16 protein-coding genes are annotated in these 17,598 nt (G+C 62.2%); 14 read left to right on the forward strand and 2 right to left on the reverse strand.

Features of this window, described 5'->3' with window-relative positions; genetic code table 11:
- Positions 1-10: 10 nt before the first annotated feature.
- The 14 genes from AB7M32_RS22660 to AB7M32_RS22725 all read left to right on the forward strand — a co-directional run bounded on the left by AB7M32_RS22660 (position 11) and on the right by AB7M32_RS22725 (position 15,711).
- Entirely contained in the window at positions 11-424 is a 414-nt protein-coding gene (locus tag AB7M32_RS22660; protein ID WP_003203367.1) for an NADH-quinone oxidoreductase subunit A, read from the forward strand.
- A gap of 10 nt (positions 425-434) precedes the next feature.
- Positions 435-1,109, forward strand: coding sequence for a NuoB/complex I 20 kDa subunit family protein (locus AB7M32_RS22665; protein WP_030141322.1), 675 nt, complete (start codon positions 435-437; stop codon positions 1,107-1,109).
- A gap of 72 nt (positions 1,110-1,181) precedes the next feature.
- Positions 1,182-2,966, forward strand: coding sequence for an NADH-quinone oxidoreductase subunit C/D (gene nuoC / locus AB7M32_RS22670; protein ID WP_057450016.1), 1,785 nt, complete (start codon positions 1,182-1,184; stop codon positions 2,964-2,966).
- 2 nt (positions 2,967-2,968) lie between these two features.
- Complete coding sequence (gene nuoE, locus AB7M32_RS22675) at positions 2,969-3,466, forward strand: NADH-quinone oxidoreductase subunit NuoE (protein WP_072392829.1); 498 nt, start codon at positions 2,969-2,971, stop codon at positions 3,464-3,466.
- Positions 3,463-4,821: an NADH-quinone oxidoreductase subunit NuoF gene (nuoF, locus tag AB7M32_RS22680; protein ID WP_092196993.1), complete on the forward strand. Its 1,359-nt coding sequence runs from the start codon at positions 3,463-3,465 to the stop codon at positions 4,819-4,821. Before nuoE ends, nuoF begins: the two co-directional genes overlap by 4 nt.
- A gap of 137 nt (positions 4,822-4,958) precedes the next feature.
- Positions 4,959-7,673: an NADH-quinone oxidoreductase subunit NuoG gene (gene nuoG, locus AB7M32_RS22685; protein ID WP_072406829.1), complete on the forward strand. Its 2,715-nt coding sequence runs from the start codon at positions 4,959-4,961 to the stop codon at positions 7,671-7,673.
- Positions 7,670-8,677, forward strand: a complete 1,008-nt coding sequence (gene nuoH / locus AB7M32_RS22690) for an NADH-quinone oxidoreductase subunit NuoH (RefSeq protein WP_025212983.1) — start codon at positions 7,670-7,672, stop codon at positions 8,675-8,677. Before nuoG ends, nuoH begins: the two co-directional genes overlap by 4 nt.
- Positions 8,678-8,688: 11 nt before the next feature.
- On the forward strand, positions 8,689-9,237 hold the full coding sequence (gene nuoI, locus AB7M32_RS22695) for an NADH-quinone oxidoreductase subunit NuoI (RefSeq protein ID WP_003180051.1): 549 nt from the start codon (positions 8,689-8,691) through the stop codon (positions 9,235-9,237).
- A 9-nt stretch (positions 9,238-9,246) separates the two neighbouring features.
- A complete protein-coding gene (nuoJ, locus tag AB7M32_RS22700) occupies positions 9,247-9,747 on the forward strand; it encodes an NADH-quinone oxidoreductase subunit J (RefSeq protein WP_060741545.1) in 501 nt (166 codons plus the stop codon).
- A gap of 4 nt (positions 9,748-9,751) precedes the next feature.
- Positions 9,752-10,060: an NADH-quinone oxidoreductase subunit NuoK gene (gene nuoK, locus AB7M32_RS22705; RefSeq protein WP_003180046.1), complete on the forward strand. Its 309-nt coding sequence runs from the start codon at positions 9,752-9,754 to the stop codon at positions 10,058-10,060.
- Positions 10,057-11,910 (forward strand): NADH-quinone oxidoreductase subunit L, encoded by a 1,854-nt coding sequence (gene nuoL / locus AB7M32_RS22710; RefSeq protein WP_454251443.1) that lies wholly within the window; start codon positions 10,057-10,059, stop codon positions 11,908-11,910. Before nuoK ends, nuoL begins: the two co-directional genes overlap by 4 nt.
- Before the next feature lie 39 nt (positions 11,911-11,949).
- Positions 11,950-13,482, forward strand: a complete 1,533-nt coding sequence (gene nuoM / locus AB7M32_RS22715; protein ID WP_060741543.1) for an NADH-quinone oxidoreductase subunit M — start codon at positions 11,950-11,952, stop codon at positions 13,480-13,482.
- A 7-nt stretch (positions 13,483-13,489) separates the two neighbouring features.
- Positions 13,490-14,953, forward strand: a complete 1,464-nt coding sequence (gene nuoN, locus AB7M32_RS22720) for an NADH-quinone oxidoreductase subunit NuoN (protein WP_072406832.1) — start codon at positions 13,490-13,492, stop codon at positions 14,951-14,953.
- A gap of 281 nt (positions 14,954-15,234) precedes the next feature.
- Complete coding sequence (locus tag AB7M32_RS22725) at positions 15,235-15,711, forward strand: hemerythrin domain-containing protein (RefSeq protein WP_072406835.1); 477 nt, start codon at positions 15,235-15,237, stop codon at positions 15,709-15,711.
- A gap of 55 nt (positions 15,712-15,766) precedes the next feature.
- Here AB7M32_RS22725 and AB7M32_RS22730 read toward each other — a convergent pair whose 3' ends face one another.
- Together AB7M32_RS22730 and ycaC are read right to left on the reverse strand one after the other, a co-directional pair.
- The gene (locus AB7M32_RS22730) at positions 15,767-16,645 is read right to left on the reverse strand and encodes a LysR family transcriptional regulator (RefSeq protein WP_454251444.1); all 879 of its coding nucleotides are present in this window, start codon (positions 16,643-16,645) and stop codon (positions 15,767-15,769) included.
- Positions 16,646-16,890: 245 nt separating this feature from the next.
- Positions 16,891-17,520 (reverse strand): isochorismate family cysteine hydrolase YcaC, encoded by a 630-nt coding sequence (gene ycaC, locus AB7M32_RS22735; RefSeq protein ID WP_014337664.1) that lies wholly within the window; start codon positions 17,518-17,520, stop codon positions 16,891-16,893.
- Positions 17,521-17,598: the final 78 nt, after the last annotated feature.

Raw genomic sequence — 17,598 nt, forward strand, 5'->3', positions numbered from 1 at the left:
GATTTCCAGCATGTCCGAAGCGACAGGACTCATGGCCCACAATTGGGGCTTTGCCATTTTCCTTCTGGGCGTTGTTGGCCTGTGTGCTTTCATGCTCGGTGTGTCGAGCCTGCTTGGGTCAAAAGCCTGGGGCCGCAGCAAAAATGAACCGTTCGAGTCCGGCATGCTGCCTACCGGTGGCGCCCGCTTGCGGCTCTCAGCCAAATTCTATCTGGTCGCGATGCTGTTCGTGATCTTCGATATCGAAGCCCTCTTTCTCTTTGCATGGTCTGTGTCCGTCCGCGAAAGCGGCTGGACCGGATTCGTCGAAGCTCTCGTTTTCATAGCAATTCTGTTGGCAGGTCTTGTCTACCTTTACCGGGTGGGGGCACTTGATTGGGCTCCGGAAGCTCGGCGCAAGCGGCAAGCGAAGCTGAAACAATGAGGCTTTGGCAATGCAATACAATCTCACCAGGATCGACCCCGATGCTCCTAACGAGCAGTATCCGATTGGCAAACGGGAAACCGTCGCCGATCCGTTAGAAGATCAAGTCCACAAAAACATCTTCATGGGCAAGCTCGAAGACGTGCTGAACAGCACGGTCAACTGGGGTCGCAAGAACTCCCTGTGGCCGTACAACTTCGGCCTTTCGTGCTGCTACGTGGAAATGACCACCGCCTTCACGGCGCCCCACGACATCGCGCGCTTTGGCGCCGAGGTGATCCGGGCATCGCCGCGCCAGGCGGATTTCATGGTTATCGCCGGTACCTGCTTCATCAAGATGGCGCCGATCATCCAGCGTCTCTACGAGCAAATGCTCGAGCCCAAGTGGGTCATCTCCATGGGTTCGTGCGCCAACTCCGGTGGCATGTACGACATCTACTCTGTCGTTCAAGGGGTGGACAAGTTCCTGCCCGTGGACGTCTACGTGCCCGGCTGCCCGCCTCGCCCTGAAGCTTTCCTGCAAGGTTTGATGCTGTTGCAGGAGTCGATTGGCCAGGAGCGTCGCCCACTGTCCTGGGTCGTTGGCGATCAAGGCGTCTATCGCGCCGAGATGCCGTCGCAAAAGGAACAGCGCCGCGAACAGCGTATCGCAGTCACCAACCTGCGCAGCCCCGACGAAGTCTGATCCAGCTCTGCTCTGTACAAGAAACGAGAACCTGGCTTCATTCTTTACGTTGACCGAAAGCGATAAATAACCATGACTACAGGCAGTGCTCTGTACATCCCGCCTTACAAGGCAGACGACCAGGATGTGGTCGTCGAACTGAACAACCGTTTTGGCCCCGAGGCGTTCACCGCCCAGCCGACCCGTACCGGCATGCCGGTGCTTTGGGTCGCCCGCGCCAAACTCGTCGAAGTCCTGACTTTCCTGCGCAACCTGCCCAAGCCGTACGTCATGCTCTATGACCTGCACGGCGTGGACGAGCGTCTGCGCACCAAGCGTCAAGGGCTGCCCGACGGCGTCGACTTCACCGTGTTCTATCACTTGATGTCGATCGAGCGTAATAGTGACGTAATGATCAAGGTCGCGTTGTCCGAGAGCGACCTCAGCGTGCCGACCGTGACCGGCATCTGGCCGAACGCCAACTGGTACGAGCGTGAAGTGTGGGACATGTACGGGATCGACTTCCCCGGCCACCCGCACCTGACCCGCATCATGATGCCGCCGACCTGGGAAGGTCACCCGCTGCGCAAGGACTTCCCGGCCCGTGCCACCGAGTTCGACCCGTTCAGCCTGTCCCTGGCCAAGCAACAGCTCGAGGAAGAAGCCGCGCGCTTCAAGCCTGAAGACTGGGGCATGAAGCGTTCGGGCGCCAACGAGGACTACATGTTCCTCAACCTGGGCCCGAACCACCCTTCGGCCCACGGTGCGTTCCGCATCATCCTGCAACTGGACGGCGAAGAGATCGTCGACTGCGTGCCGGACATCGGCTACCACCACCGTGGCGCCGAGAAAATGGCCGAGCGCCAGTCCTGGCACAGCTTCATCCCGTACACCGACCGTATCGACTACCTCGGCGGCGTGATGAACAACCTGCCGTACGTACTGTCGGTGGAGAAACTGGCCGGGATCAAGGTCCCGGAGAAAGTCGACGTCATCCGCATCATGATGGCCGAGTTCTTCCGCATCACCAGCCACCTGCTGTTCCTGGGTACCTATATCCAGGACGTGGGGGCGATGACACCGGTGTTCTTCACCTTCACCGACCGCCAGAAGGCCTACACGGTGATCGAAGCCATCACCGGTTTCCGCCTGCACCCGGCCTGGTACCGCATCGGTGGCGTGGCCCACGACCTGCCGCGCGGCTGGGAAAAGCTGGTCAAGGACTTCGTCGAGTGGATGCCCAAGCGCCTGGACGAATACACCAAGGCCGCCCTGCAGAACAGCATCCTCAAGGGCCGTACCATCGGGGTCGCCGCCTACAACACCAAAGAGGCCCTGGAATGGGGCGTCACCGGTGCCGGCCTGCGTTCCACCGGTTGCGACTTCGACCTGCGCAAGGCGCGCCCCTACTCCGGCTACGAAAACTTCGAATTCGAAGTACCACTGGCGGCCAACGGTGACGCCTATGACCGCTGCATGGTTCGTGTCGAGGAAATGCGCCAGAGCATCAAGATCATCGACCAATGCATGCGCAACATGCCGGAAGGCCCGTACAAGGCGGATCACCCGCTGACCACGCCGCCGCCCAAAGAGCGCACGCTGCAGCACATCGAGACCCTGATCACGCACTTCCTGCAGGTTTCGTGGGGCCCGGTCATGCCGGCCAACGAGTCCTTCCAGATGATCGAAGCGACCAAGGGCATCAACAGTTATTACCTGACGAGCGATGGCGGCACCATGAGCTACCGCACCCGGATTCGCACCCCAAGCTACCCGCACCTGCAGCAGATCCCTTCGGTGATCAAAGGCAGCATGGTCGCGGACTTGATCGCGTACCTGGGTAGTATCGATTTCGTTATGGCCGACGTGGACCGCTAAGCATGAACAGCACGCTTATCCAGACTGACCGTTTCGCCCTGAGCGAAACCGAGCGCTCGGCCATCGAGCACGAGCTGCATCACTACGAAGACCCGCGCGCGGCGTCGATCGAAGCCCTGAAGATCGTCCAGAAGGAACGTGGCTGGGTGCCCGATGGCGCGCTCTACGCCATCGGCGAGATCCTCGGCATCCCGGCCAGCGACGTCGAAGGCGTCGCCACCTTCTATAGCCAGATTTTCCGCCAGCCAGTCGGCCGCCACATCATTCGCGTGTGCGACAGCATGGTCTGCTACATCGGCGGCCACGAATCGGTGGTCGGCGAGCTCCAGAGCAAGCTGGGCATCGGCCTGGGCCAGACCACCGCCGACGGCCGCTTCACCCTGCTGCCGGTGTGCTGCCTGGGCAACTGCGACAAGGCACCGGCGCTGATGATCGACGACGACACCTTCGGTGACGTTACACCCGCCGGCGTCGCCAAACTGCTGGAGGGCTACGTATGACCCTGACTTCCTTCGGGCCCGCCAACCGCATCCAGCGTTCGGCCGAAACCCATCCCCTGACCTGGCGTCTGCGCGACGACGGCGAAGCGGTGTGGCTGGACGAGTACCAGGCCAAGAACGGCTACGCCGCCGCGCGCAAGGCGTTCGCCGACATGGCCGGCGACGACATCGTCCAGACCGTGAAAGACTCCGGCCTCAAGGGCCGTGGCGGCGCGGGCTTCCCCACGGGCGTGAAGTGGGGCCTGATGCCCAAGGACGAATCCATCAACATCCGCTACCTGCTGTGCAACGCGGATGAAATGGAACCCAACACCTGGAAGGACCGCATGCTGATGGAGCAACTGCCCCATCTGCTGATCGAAGGCATGCTGATCAGCGCCCGCGCGCTGAAGACCTACCGTGGCTACATCTTCCTGCGCGGCGAATACACCACCGCCGCCAAGCACCTGAACCGTGCCGTGGAAGAAGCCAAGGCCGCGGGCCTGCTGGGCAAGAACATTCTGGGCAGCGGCTTCGATTTCGAGCTGTTCGTCCACACCGGCGCCGGGCGCTACATCTGCGGTGAAGAAACCGCGCTGATCAACTCCCTCGAAGGCCGCCGCGCCAACCCGCGCTCCAAGCCGCCCTTCCCTGCCGCCGTGGGCGTGTGGGGCAAACCGACCTGCGTGAACAACGTCGAGACCTTGTGCAACGTGCCGGCGATCATTGCCGACGGCGTGGACTGGTACAAATCCCTGGCCCGCGACGGCAGCGAAGACATGGGCACCAAGCTCATGGGCTTCTCCGGCAAGGTCAAGAACCCTGGCCTGTGGGAACTGCCGTTCGGCATCACCGGCCGCGAGCTGTTCGAAGACTACGCCGGTGGCATGCGCGACGGCTACACGCTCAAGTGCTGGCAACCCGGCGGCGCCGGTACCGGTTTCCTGTTGCCGGAACACCTGGACGCCCAAATGTACGCCGGCGGCATCGCCAAGGTGGGCACCCGCATGGGTACCGGCCTGGCCATGGCGGTGGACGACAGCGTCAACATGGTGTCGCTGCTGCGCAACATGGAAGAGTTCTTCTCCCGTGAGTCGTGCGGTTTCTGCACCCCTTGCCGCGACGGCCTGCCGTGGAGCGTCAAGCTGCTGCGAGCCATTGAAAATGGCGAAGGCCAGGCCGGCGATATCGAGACCCTGCTGGGTCTGGTGGGTTTCCTCGGCCCAGGCAAGACCTTCTGTGCTCACGCACCGGGTGCCGTGGAGCCGTTGGGCAGCGCGATCAAATACTTCCGCCCTGAATTCGAGGCCGGCATCGCGCCAACGCGCGCCGGGGACCTCAATCAGGTGGTCACGCCGACCATGGTCGGCGCGTAACGACGCTTTAAAAGGCGAAGGGTCCGTGCCCTTCGCCTTTCGTCCGATGACGCCTCTGAGGCTGTTTGGATTCGGACGAACAACAAGATTCCATTAGCCACGCCCGCTGACACCGGGCCAACGAAGAACTTTGAACCATGGCCACTATCCACGTAGACGGCAAAGAGCTCGAAGTCGATGGCGCAGACAACCTGTTACAGGCATGTCTGTCCCTGGGCCTCGACATTCCTTATTTCTGCTGGCACCCCGCCCTTGGCAGCGTTGGCGCTTGTCGCCAGTGCGCGGTCAAGCAGTACACCGACGAAAACGACAAGCGTGGTCGGATCGTCATGTCCTGCATGACCCCCGCCACCGACGGCAGCTGGATCTCCATCGACGACGAAGAAGCGAAAGTGTTTCGCGCCAGCGTCGTCGAATGGCTGATGACCAACCACCCTCACGACTGCCCGGTCTGTGAGGAAGGCGGCCACTGCCACCTGCAAGACATGACCGTGATGACCGGCCACAACGAGCGCCGTTATCGCTTCACCAAGCGCACCCACCAGAACCAGCAACTGGGCCCGTTCATCTCCCACGAGATGAACCGCTGCATCGCCTGCTACCGCTGCGTGCGTTTCTACAAGGACTACGCCGGCGGCACCGACCTGGGCGTGTTCGGTGCCCACGACAACGTGTACTTCGGTCGCGTCGAAGACGGCACCCTGGAAAGCGAGTTCTCCGGCAACCTCACCGAGGTCTGCCCGACGGGCGTGTTCACCGACAAGACTCACTCCGAACGCTACAACCGCAAGTGGGACATGCAGTTCTCGCCGAGCATCTGCCATGGCTGCTCCAGCGGCTGCAACATTTCCCCGGGCGAGCGCTACGGTGAACTGCGGCGCATCGAAAACCGCTTCAACGGCTCGGTCAACCAGTACTTCCTGTGTGACCGCGGCCGTTTCGGCTATGGCTATGTCAACCGCAAGGATCGCCCACGCCAACCGCTGCTGGCGGGCGGCGCCAAGCTGAGCCTGGACGAAGCGCTGGACAAGGCCGCCGAGCTACTGCGCGGTCGCAACATCGTCGGCATCGGTTCGCCACGGGCCAGCCTGGAAAGCAACTACGCCCTGCGTGAACTGGTCGGCGCCGAGCACTTCTACAGTGGCATCGAAGCCGGCGAGCTGGAGCGCATCCGCCTGGTGCTGCAAGTGCTCAAGGACAGCCCGCTGCCGGTGCCGACGATGCGCGACATCGAAGACCACGACGCGGTGTTCGTCCTTGGCGAAGACCTGACCCAGACCGCCGCCCGCATGGCCCTGGCCCTGCGCCAATCGGTCAAGGGCAAGGCCGAGGACATGGCCGACGCCATGCGCGTGCAGCCATGGCTCGACGCCGCTGTGAAGAACATCGGCCAGCACGCGCTGAACCCGCTGTTCATCGCCAGTCTCGCTGAAACCAAGCTCGACGACGTGGCCGAAGAATGCGTCCACGCCGCTCCGGACGACCTGGCCCGCATCGGTTTCGCCGTAGCTCACGCCCTGGACGCCAGCGCCCCGGCCGTCGACGGTCTGGACAGCGAAGCCGCCGCCCTCGCCCAACGCATCGCCGACGCCCTGCTGGCGGCCAAGCGCCCACTGATCATCGCCGGCACCTCCCTGGGTTCCAAGGCCTTGATCGAAGCCGCCGCCAACATCGCCAAGGCCTTGAAGCTGCGTGAGAAGAACGGTTCCATCAGCCTGATCGTGCCGGAAGCCAACAGCCTCGGCCTGGCCATGCTCGGGGGCGAATCGGTGGACGCAGCCCTGCAAGCGGTGATCGACGGCAGTGCCGACGCCATCGTCGTGCTGGAAAACGACCTCTACACCCGCACCGACAAAGCCCGGGTGGACGCCGCCCTGAACGCCGCGAAAGTGGTGATCGTCGCCGACCATCAGAAAACCGCCACCACCGACCGCGCCCACCTGGTGCTGCCGGCGGCAAGCTTCGCCGAAGGCGACGGTACGCTGGTCAGCCAGGAAGGACGCGCCCAGCGCTTCTTCCAGGTGTTCGATCCGACTTATCTGGACGCCAGCATCCTGGTCCACGAAGGCTGGCGCTGGCTGCATGCCCTGCGCGCTACCCTGCTGGACCAGCCGATCGACTGGACACAACTGGACCACGTCACCGCCGCCGTCGCTTCGAGCAGCCCGCAACTGGCTCGCATCGTCGATGCCGCGCCATCGGCCTCGTTCCGCATCAAGGGCCTGAAACTGGCACGCGAACCGTTGCGCTACTCCGGTCGCACCGCCATGCGCGCCGACATCAGTGTCCACGAACCACGGACCTCCCAGGACAACGACACGGCGTTCTCGTTCTCCATGGAAGGCTACTCGGGCTCCGCCGAACCGCGCTCGCAAGTGCCATTCGCCTGGTCGCCGGGCTGGAACTCGCCGCAAGCCTGGAACAAGTTCCAGGACGAAGTCGGTGGTCACCTGCGTGCTGGCGACCCGGGCACCCGCCTGATCGAAAGCCAGGGTGATGGCCTGAGCTGGTTCGCCAGCGTGCCACGCGCCTTCAACCCGGCACCGGGCACCTGGCAGGTCGTGCCGTTCCATCACCTGTTCGGCAGCGAAGAGAACTCTTCCAAGGCCGCACCGGTACAGGAACGCATCCCGGCCGCCTACGTGGCGCTGGCCAAGTCCGAAGCCGACCGCCTGGGCGTCAATGACGGCGCCCTGTTGAGCCTGAACGTGGCCGGCCAGACCCTGCGTCTGCCGCTGCGCATCAATGAAGAACTGGGCGCCGGCCTGGTGGCCCTGCCGGCCGGCCTGGCGGGTATTCCACCGGCGATATTCGGCAAAACCGTCGACGGTCTGCAGGAGGCGGCGCAATGAGCTGGTTCACCCCTGAAGTGATCGCTGTGATCCTGACGGTCCTCAAGGCCATCGTGATCCTGCTGGCCGTGGTGGTCTGCGGCGCGTTGCTGAGCTTCGTCGAACGTCGCCTGCTGGGCTGGTGGCAGGACCGCTACGGTCCGAACCGCGTCGGCCCGTTCGGCATGTTCCAGATCGCCGCCGACATGATCAAGATGTTCTTCAAGGAAGACTGGACGCCACCGTTTGCCGACAAGGTGATCTTCACCCTGGCACCGGTCGTGGCCATGAGCGCCTTGCTGATCGCCTTCGCGATCATCCCGATCACCCCGACCTGGGGCGTGGCGGACCTGAACATCGGTCTGCTGTTCTTCTTCGCCATGGCCGGCCTGTCGGTCTACGCGGTGCTGTTCGCCGGCTGGTCGAGCAACAACAAGTTCGCCCTGCTGGGCAGCCTGCGGGCCTCGGCCCAGACCGTGTCCTACGAAGTGTTCATGGGCCTGGCGCTCATGGGCATCGTGATCCAGGCCGGCTCGTTCAACATGCGCGACATCGTCGAGTACCAGGCCCAGAACCTGTGGTTCATCATTCCGCAGTTCTTCGGCTTCTGTACCTTCTTCATCGCTGGCGTGGCCGTGACTCACCGTCACCCCTTCGACCAGCCGGAAGCGGAACAGGAACTGGCCGACGGTTACCACATTGAATATGCCGGCATGAAATGGGGCATGTTCTTCGTCGGTGAATACATCGGCATCATCCTGATCTCGGCGCTGCTGGTGACGCTGTTTTTCGGTGGCTGGCACGGTCCGTTCGGCATCCTGCCGCAACTGTCCTTCGTCTGGTTCGCCCTGAAGACCGCGTTCTTCATCATGCTGTTCGTCCTGCTGCGCGCCTCGATCCCGCGCCCACGCTACGACCAGGTGATGGACTTCAGCTGGAAATTCTGCCTGCCGCTGACCCTGATCAACATGCTGGTGACCGCTGCGATCGTTTTGATGAACGCGCCTGCGGCCGCGGTTCAGTGAGGATTTGACCCATGTTCAAATATATTGGCGACATCGTTAAGGGTACCGGTACCCAACTGCGAAGCCTGGTCATGATCTTCGGCCATGGCTTTCGCAAGCGCGACACCCTGCAATACCCGGAAGAGCCGGTCTACCTGGCACCCCGTTACCGTGGCCGCATCGTCCTGACCCGCGACCCCGACGGCGAGGAACGCTGCGTGGCCTGCAACCTATGCGCCGTGGCGTGCCCGGTAGGTTGCATCTCGCTGCAGAAAGCTGAAACCGAAGACGGTCGCTGGTACCCGGACTTCTTCCGCATCAACTTCTCGCGCTGCATTTTCTGCGGCCTCTGCGAGGAAGCCTGCCCGACCACCGCGATCCAGCTTACGCCGGATTTCGAAATGGCCGAGTTCAAACGTCAGGACCTGGTGTACGAGAAAGAAGATCTGCTGATTTCCGGTCCCGGTAAAAACCCTGATTACAACTTCTATCGTGTTGCAGGCATGGCCATTGCCGGTAAGCCAAAAGGCGCCGCGCAGAATGAAGCCGAACCGATCAACGTGAAGAGCTTGCTGCCTTAAGGAAGAAAGATGGAATTCGCTTTCTATTTCGCATCGGGTATCGCGGTGGTGTCCACGCTTCGTGTGGTCACCAACACCAATCCCATACATGCCCTGCTCTACCTGATCATTTCGCTGATCGCGGTGGCCATGACCTTCTTCGCCCTCGGCGCACCGTTCGCCGGTGCCCTGGAAGTGATCGCCTACGCCGGCGCCATCATGGTGCTGTTCGTGTTCGTGGTGATGATGCTCAACCTCGGCCCGGCCGCGGTCCAGCAGGAACGCTCCTGGCTCAAGCCGGGCATCTGGGCGGGGCCGGTGATTCTCGCCGCCCTGCTGCTGGGTGAACTGCTGTATGTGCTGTTCGCTCACCAGAGCGGCCAGGCCATCGGCCACACCACCGTAGGCGCCAAGGCCGTGGGCATCAGCCTGTTCGGTCCGTACCTGCTGGTGGTCGAACTCGCCTCGATGCTGCTGCTTGCCGCAGCCGTCACGGCGTTCCATTTGGGCCGTAACGAGGCGAAGGAGTAATCACATGCCTGCTATCCCTCTCGAACATGGCCTGGCGGTTGCCGGCATCCTGTTCTGTCTCGGTCTGGTCGGCCTGATGGTCCGCCGCAACATTCTGTTCGTGTTGATGAGCCTGGAGGTCATGATGAATGCCTCCGCCCTGGCCTTCATCGTCGCGGGCGCTCGCTGGGCGCAGCCGGATGGACAGATCATGTTCATCCTGGTGATCAGCCTGGCAGCCGCCGAGGCCAGTATCGGCCTGGCGATCCTGTTGCAGCTGTATCGCCGCTTCCACACTCTCGATATTGACGCTGCCAGCGAGATGCGCGGATGAACCTTCTCTTCCTGACTTTCATATTTCCTCTTGTCGGTTTCCTGCTGCTGTCGTTCTCCCGTGGACGCTGGTCGGAAAACCTGTCGGCGCTGGTTGGCGTGGGCTCCATCGGCCTGTCTGCCGTCGTCACAGCCTACGTGATCTGGCAATTCAACGTCGCCCCGCCGGAAGGTGGCCGGTACGTGCAAGTGCTGTGGCAGTGGATGGCGGTGGAAGGCTTCACGCCGAACTTCGCCCTGTACCTGGACGGCCTCTCGGTCACCATGCTCGGCGTGGTGGTCGGCGTGGGTTTCCTGATCCACCTGTTCGCCTCCTGGTACATGCGCGGTGAAGCCGGTTACTCACGCTTCTTCGCCTACACCAACCTGTTCATCGCCAGCATGCTGTTCCTGGTGCTCGGCGATAACCTGTTGTTCCTGTACTTCGGCTGGGAAGGCGTAGGCCTGTGCTCGTACCTGTTGATCGGTTTCTACTACAGCAACCGCAACAACGGCAACGCCGCACTCAAGGCGTTCATCGTGACCCGGATCGGCGACGTGTTCATGGCCATCGGCCTGTTCATCCTGTTCCAGCAACTGGGCACGCTGAACATCCAGGAACTGCTGGTCAAGGCACCCGAGCACTTCAAGGTCGGTGACTTCTGGATCGTCCTGGCGACCCTGATGCTGTTGGGCGGTGCCGTCGGTAAGTCCGCGCAACTGCCGCTGCAGACCTGGTTGGCGGACGCGATGGCCGGTCCTACCCCGGTCTCGGCCCTGATCCACGCCGCGACCATGGTGACCGCCGGTGTCTACCTGATCGCCCGTACCCACGGCCTGTTCGCCCTGGCGCCGGACATCCTGCACCTGGTCGGCATTGTTGGCGGTGTGACCCTGGTGCTGGCCGGTTTTGCCGCCCTGGTGCAGACCGACATCAAGCGCATCCTCGCCTACTCGACCATGAGCCAGATCGGCTACATGTTCCTGGCCCTGGGCGTCGGTGCCTGGGAAGGCGCGATCTTCCACCTGATGACCCACGCCTTCTTCAAGGCCCTGCTGTTCCTGGCGTCCGGTGCGGTTATCGTGGCCTGCCACCACGAGCAGAACATCTTCAAGATGGGCGGCCTGTGGAAGAAACTGCCGCTGGCCTACGCCAGTTTCATCGTCGGCGGCGCGGCCCTGGCGGCCCTGCCACTGGTCACCGCCGGTTTCTATTCCAAGGACGAGATCCTCTGGGAAGCGTTCGCCAGCGGTAACCAAGGCCTGCTCTATGCCGGCCTGGTGGGTGCGTTCATGACCTCGCTGTACACCTTCCGCCTGATCTTCATCGCGTTCCACGGTGAAGCCAAGACCGAAGCCCACGCCGGCCACGGCATTGCCCACTGGCTGCCACTGTCGGTGCTGATCGTGCTGTCGACCTTCGTCGGTGCCCTGATCACCCCACCGCTGGCCGATGTGCTGCCGCAAAGCGTCGGCCATGCCGGCGGCGAAGCCAAGCACAGCCTGGAAATCGCCTCGGGCGCCATCGCCCTGGCGGGTATCCTGCTGGCCGCCCTGCTGTTCCTGGGCAAGCGCCGTTTCGTCACGGCGGTCGCCAACAGCGGCATCGGGCGATTCCTTTCGGCCTGGTGGTTCGCCGCCTGGGGCTTCGACTGGATCTACGACAAACTGTTCGTCAAGCCATACCTTGCGATCAGCCACATTCTGCGCAAAGACCCGCTCGACCAGACCATTGGCCTGATCCCGCGCATGGCCAAGGGCGGTCACACCGCCTTGAGCCGTACCGAGACCGGTCAACTGCGTTGGTATGCGGCTTCCATGGCGGCTGGCGCCGTGCTGGTTATCGGCGCCATCGTGCTGGTAGCGGTCTGATATGAACCTTGCGAACTTGCGAAAGGAAACGAGCCCGTCATGATTCTGCCCTGGCTAATCCTGATCCCCTTCATCGGCGGCCTGCTGTGCTGGATCGCGGAGCGCTCCAGCTCCACGCTCCCGCGCTGGATTGCGCTGCTGACCATGTCCCTGGAACTCGCGCTCGGCCTCTGGCTGTGGGCGACCGGCGACTATTCATTCGCTCCGGCCCCTGGTGCCGATCCGACCTGGGCACTTGAGTTCAAGCACGCCTGGATCGCACGCTTCGGCATCAGCGTGCACCTGGCCCTCGACGGCCTGTCGTTGCTGATGATCCTGCTGACCGGCCTGCTGGGTATTCTCTCGGTCCTCTGCTCCTGGAAAGAGATCCAGCGTCACGTCGGTTTCTTCCACCTGAACCTGATGTGGATCCTGGGCGGTGTCGTCGGCGTGTTCCTGGCGCTGGACCTGTTCATGTTCTTCTTCTTCTGGGAAATGATGCTGGTGCCGATGTACTTCCTCATCGCGCTCTGGGGTCACAGTTCTTCGGACGGCAAGAAAACCCGGATCTACGCGGCGACCAAGTTCTTCATCTTCACCCAGGCTTCCGGCCTGATCATGTTGGTGGCGATCCTTGGCCTGGTGCTGGTCAACTTCAACAACACCGGCGTGATTACCTTCAACTACGCCGACCTGTTGAAAGTGCAGATGTCGCGCACCACCGAGTACGTGCTGATGCTGGGCTTCTTCATCGCCTTCGCGGTGAAGCTGCCGGTGGTGCCGTTCCACTCCTGGCTGCCGGACGCCCACGCCCAGGCGCCGACCGCCGGTTCCGTGGACCTGGCGGGTATCTTGCTGAAGACCGCGGCCTATGGCCTGCTGCGCTTCGCTCTGCCGCTGTTCCCCAATGCCTCGGCGGAGTTCGCGCCGATTGCCATGACCCTGGGCCTGATCGGGATTTTCTACGGTGCGTTCCTGGCATTCGCCCAGACCGACATCAAGCGCCTGATCGCGTTCTCCAGCGTCTCGCACATGGGCTTCGTGCTGATCGGGATCTACTCCGGCAGCCAGTTGGCCCTGCAAGGCGCGGTGATCCAGATGCTGGCCCACGGCCTGTCGGCGGCGGCGCTGTTTATCCTCAGCGGTCAGCTGTACGAGCGCCTGCACACCCGGGACATGCGTGAAATGGGTGGCATCTGGTCGCGCATCGCCTACCTGCCGGCCATCAGCCTGTTCTTCGCGGCCGCTTCCCTGGGCCTGCCGGGCACCGGCAACTTCGTCGGCGAGTTCCTGATCCTGATCGGCTCGTTCGTCAGTGCGCCTTGGATCACGGCGATTGCCACCTCTGGCCTGGTGTTCGGTTCGGTCTACTCGCTGATCATGATTCACCGCGCCTACTTCGGTCCGGCCAAGTCGGACGAAGTGTTGCGTGGCATGGACGGTCGCGAACTGATCATGGTGCTCGGCCTTGCGGTGCTGCTGGTTTACCTCGGCGTGTACCCGCAACCGTTCCTCGACACCTCTGCCGCCACGATGCATGGCGTGCAGCAGTGGCTCGGCACCGCCTTCTCTCAACTCGCTTCGGCCCGGTAAGAGCGCTATGGAATTCACGATTCAACACTTTATCGCGCTTGCGCCGCTGTTGATCACCAGCGCCACGATCATCGTGGTGATGCTGGCGATCGCTTGGCGGCGCAATCACTCGCAGACCTTCCTGCTGTCGGTGGCGGGGCTGAACCTGGCCCTGCTGTCGATTTTGCCGGCCCTGAAAGTCGCGCCACTGGCAGTCACGCCGCTGATGCAGGTCGACAGCTTCGCCTGCCTCTACATGGCGTTGATCCTGGTCGCCACCCTGGCCTGCGTCACCCTCGCCCACGCCTACCTCGGCGATGGCGGCTCGGGTTACCCGGGCAACCGCGAAGAGCTGTACCTGCTGATCCTGATGGCCGCCGCCGGTGGCCTGGTGCTGGTCAGCGCGCAGCACCTGGCCAGCCTGTTCATCGGCCTGGAACTGCTGTCGGTACCGGTCTACGGCCTGGTGGCCTACGCCTTCTTCAACAAGCGCTCCCTGGAAGCCGGCATCAAGTACATGGTGCTGTCGGCGGCCGGTTCCGCGTTCCTGTTGTTCGGCATGGCCCTGCTCTACGCCGAAGCTGGCACCCTGAGCTTCGTCGGCATCGGCCAGGCCCTGGCGGCCACCGGCCTGCCTAGCCCGATCGCGCAACTGGGCCTGGGCATGATGCTGATCGGCCTGGCGTTCAAGCTGTCGCTGGTACCGTTCCACCTCTGGACCCCCGACGTCTACGAAGGCGCCCCGGCGCCGGTGGCGGCGTTCCTGGCCACCGCATCGAAAGTGGCGGTGTTCGCGGTGATGGTGCGTCTGTTCCAGATCTCGCCAGTGGCCAGCAGCGGTGTGCTGAGCAACGTACTGACCATCATCGCCATCGCGTCGATCCTGTTCGGTAACCTGCTGGCGCTGACCCAGAGCAACCTCAAGCGTCTGCTGGGTTACTCGTCCATCGCCCACTTCGGCTACCTGCTGATCGCCCTGATCGCCAGCAAGGGCCTGGCCGTGGAAGCCATCGGCGTATACCTGGTCACCTACGTGATCACCAGCCTCGGTGCCTTCGGCGTGATCACCCTGATGTCCTCGCCGTACAACGGCCGCGACGCCGACGCCCTGTACGAATACCGCGGCCTGTTCTGGCGCCGTCCGTACCTGACCGCCGTGCTGACCGTGATGATGCTGTCCTTGGCCGGCATCCCGCTGACCGCCGGCTTCATCGGCAAGTTCTACATCATCGCCACCGGCGTCGAGGCTCACCAATGGTGGCTGGTCGGCTCCCTGGTGCTGGGCAGTGCCATCGGCGTGTTCTACTACCTGCGCGTGATGGTCACCCTGTACCTGATGGAACCGAACCTGCGTCGTCACGATGCCGAGCTGCACTGGGAACAGAAGGCAGGCGGCGTGATGCTGTTGGCCATCGCCGTGTTGGCGTTCTTCCTCGGTGTGTACCCGCAGCCGTTGCTGACCCTGGTTCAGCAGGCGGGCTTGACGGGCTGATCGTCTAAGCGCTGTAGCCATCGAAAGTGCCCGTATCGCGAGATACGGGCATTTTTTTTGGCTTTGCATCGCGTGGGATGACAGGCCATCAGCGCAAAGTGCAACGCGTTTCTTGCCCGGCTCATGCAGCTTGCACGACGCTGAAAACAATGAATCTCTCAACCCATTGTTTTTAAAGGGCTTTAAAACCCTGTTCAGCTGGCACAGCTGATGCAATTCATCTCATACGCGGCGTTGGCGCTTGAAGCCGGCCCGTAACCGTGAATTGCCTGGAGCTACTTATGAACGCCATCGATCTGTTGAAAGCCGACCATGAACGCGTCAAAGCCATCCTGACTCAACTGAGCGAGTCGACCGAACGCGCCGTGAAAAAACGCACTGACCTGTTGGCGAAACTGGAAATGGAAATTTCCATCCATACCCGCCTGGAAGAAGAGATTCTCTATCCGGCTTTCAAGCAGGCGGGCGGCAAGGATGAGGCGGAAATGTATTACGAAGCCAAGGAAGAACACCGCACCGTCGATTCGCTGGTGCTGCCGGACTTGAAAACCACCGACCCAACCCAGCCAGAATTTGCCGGTCGCGTGAAAGTGGTCAAGGAACTGCTTGAGCACCACATCGAAGAAGAAGAGAAAGAGATGTTCCCTCAAGCGAAAAAGCTGCTGGGCAAAGCCAAACTCGATGCCCTGGGTGAGGAAATGGAAACCATGAAAGCGCAGTACAAAAAAGAACTGAGCAGCGCCAACCTCGCCGCCTGACGCCAACGCCGCAATGCTTTAGTCCGTCTGTGACGGCTGAATGCATTGCGGCGTTTTACTGCATCTGTTCGCGCAGAAACTCCACCAGCGCCTGCACCGGGCGTGAGCCTTGGCGATGTTGCGGGTAGACCGCCGACAGCGCCAAGGGCTCGGTTTCGAACCCCTCCAACACCTTGATCAACCGACCATCCTTCAAAGCATCGCCGAGGATGAAGGTGGGCAGGTAAGTGACCCCCATTGCGGCGATGGCCGCGTCCCTGAGCAAATCGCCGTTATTGGCGCGCATTCGTCCAGTGACCTCCAGGGTCAACGGTTTGCCAGCCCCCGCGAAACGCCACTGCACCTGGCGGCTGTGCCCATAGGGCAGGCAGTCATGATGGCGCAGGTCTTCAGGCCGTGAGGGTGCGCCTTTTTGCGCCAGATAGGCGGGACTGGCGCAGTACACCCGCTCGATGGTCGCGATGCGCCGGGCAATCAGCGTCGAATCCTCCAGCACGCCGATGCGCAGCGCCAGGTCATAGCCTTCCCCCAGCAGGTCCACCGAACGGTCGCTCAGGTCCACTTCGACGCTGACACCAGGATAGCGCTGCAGAAAAACCGGCAAGAGGCTGCCCAGATGCGCTACCGCGAACGACAGCGGCGCACTGAGGCGAATGGTCCCGCGAGGTTCGCTGGTCTGGCCGCTGATCCCCTGCTCCACCTGCTCGACGTCATTGAGCAGGCGCAGCGACGCTTCGTAATAGCGCTGGCCCAACGGAGTGACGTCCAGCCGGCGGGTCGAGCGATTGAGCAGGCGCACCCCCAGGCGCTGTTCCAATGCCATGAGCTTGCGGCTGACGAACTGCTTGGACAGCCCCAGCTTGTCCGCCGCGGCGGTGAAACTACCTGACTCCATGACCTGGGCAAAGATGCGCATTTCTTCGAAGGGGTTCATTGTCATTCCTGGGGTGGACAGTCAGAGGGATGAGTTGGGCATTGTGGATGGAGCAAGGCAGGTTGGAAAGGTGTTGGATGGGCTGACACTATCGCGAGCAAGCTCGCTCCCACATGGATTCCGCTGATTACGGACAAACCCTGTGGGAGCGAGCTTGCTCGCGATAACGGCGGATCAGCTTGCAAGAACCTGATGCCAGGCACAAAAACGCCCGCACAAGGCGGGCGTCATTGAGCATGAACCGCTTACTTGGCCGTCAGCGCCGAGTAGCTGTTCATCAGGTTGCGGTAGTTCGGAATGCGCTGGGACAGCAGGTTGCCCAGGCCTTCGATGTCGTTGCGCCAGTCGCGGTGCAGCTCACAGGCCACCGAGAACCAGTTCATCATTTGTGCGCCAGCAGCGGTCATGCGGACCCAGGCGGCCTGTTGCACGGTTTCGTTGAACGTACCCGAGGCATCGGTCACGACGAACACGTCGAAACCTTCAGCCAGCGCCGACAGGGTCGGGAACGCCACGCAGACATCGGTCACCACGCCGGCAATGATCAGCTGCTTGCGGCCGGTGGCCTTGATCGCCTTGACGAAGTCTTCGTTGTCCCAGGCATTGATCTGGCCTGGACGCGGGATGTATGGGGCGTCCGGGAACATTTCCTTGAGCTCTGGCACGATCGGGCCGTTGGGGCCTTGTTCGAAGCTGGTGGTCAGGATGGTCGGCAGTTCGAAGAACTTCGCCAGGTCGGCCAGGGCCAACACGTTGTTCTTGAACTCGTTGGGAGAGAAGTCCTGGACCAGGGAAATCAGGCCGGTCTGGTGATCGACCAGCAGGACCACCGCGTCGTCTTTGTTCAGACGGTTGTAGGCGGGAACGTTGCTCATGGGATGACTCCTTTGGGATGGATAGTAAAACCTGTGGGAGCGAGCTTGCTCGCGATGGCGGAGTGTCAGGCGACGGCA

The sequence above is a fragment of the Pseudomonas sp. R151218B TE3479 genome (genome assembly GCF_053629195.1).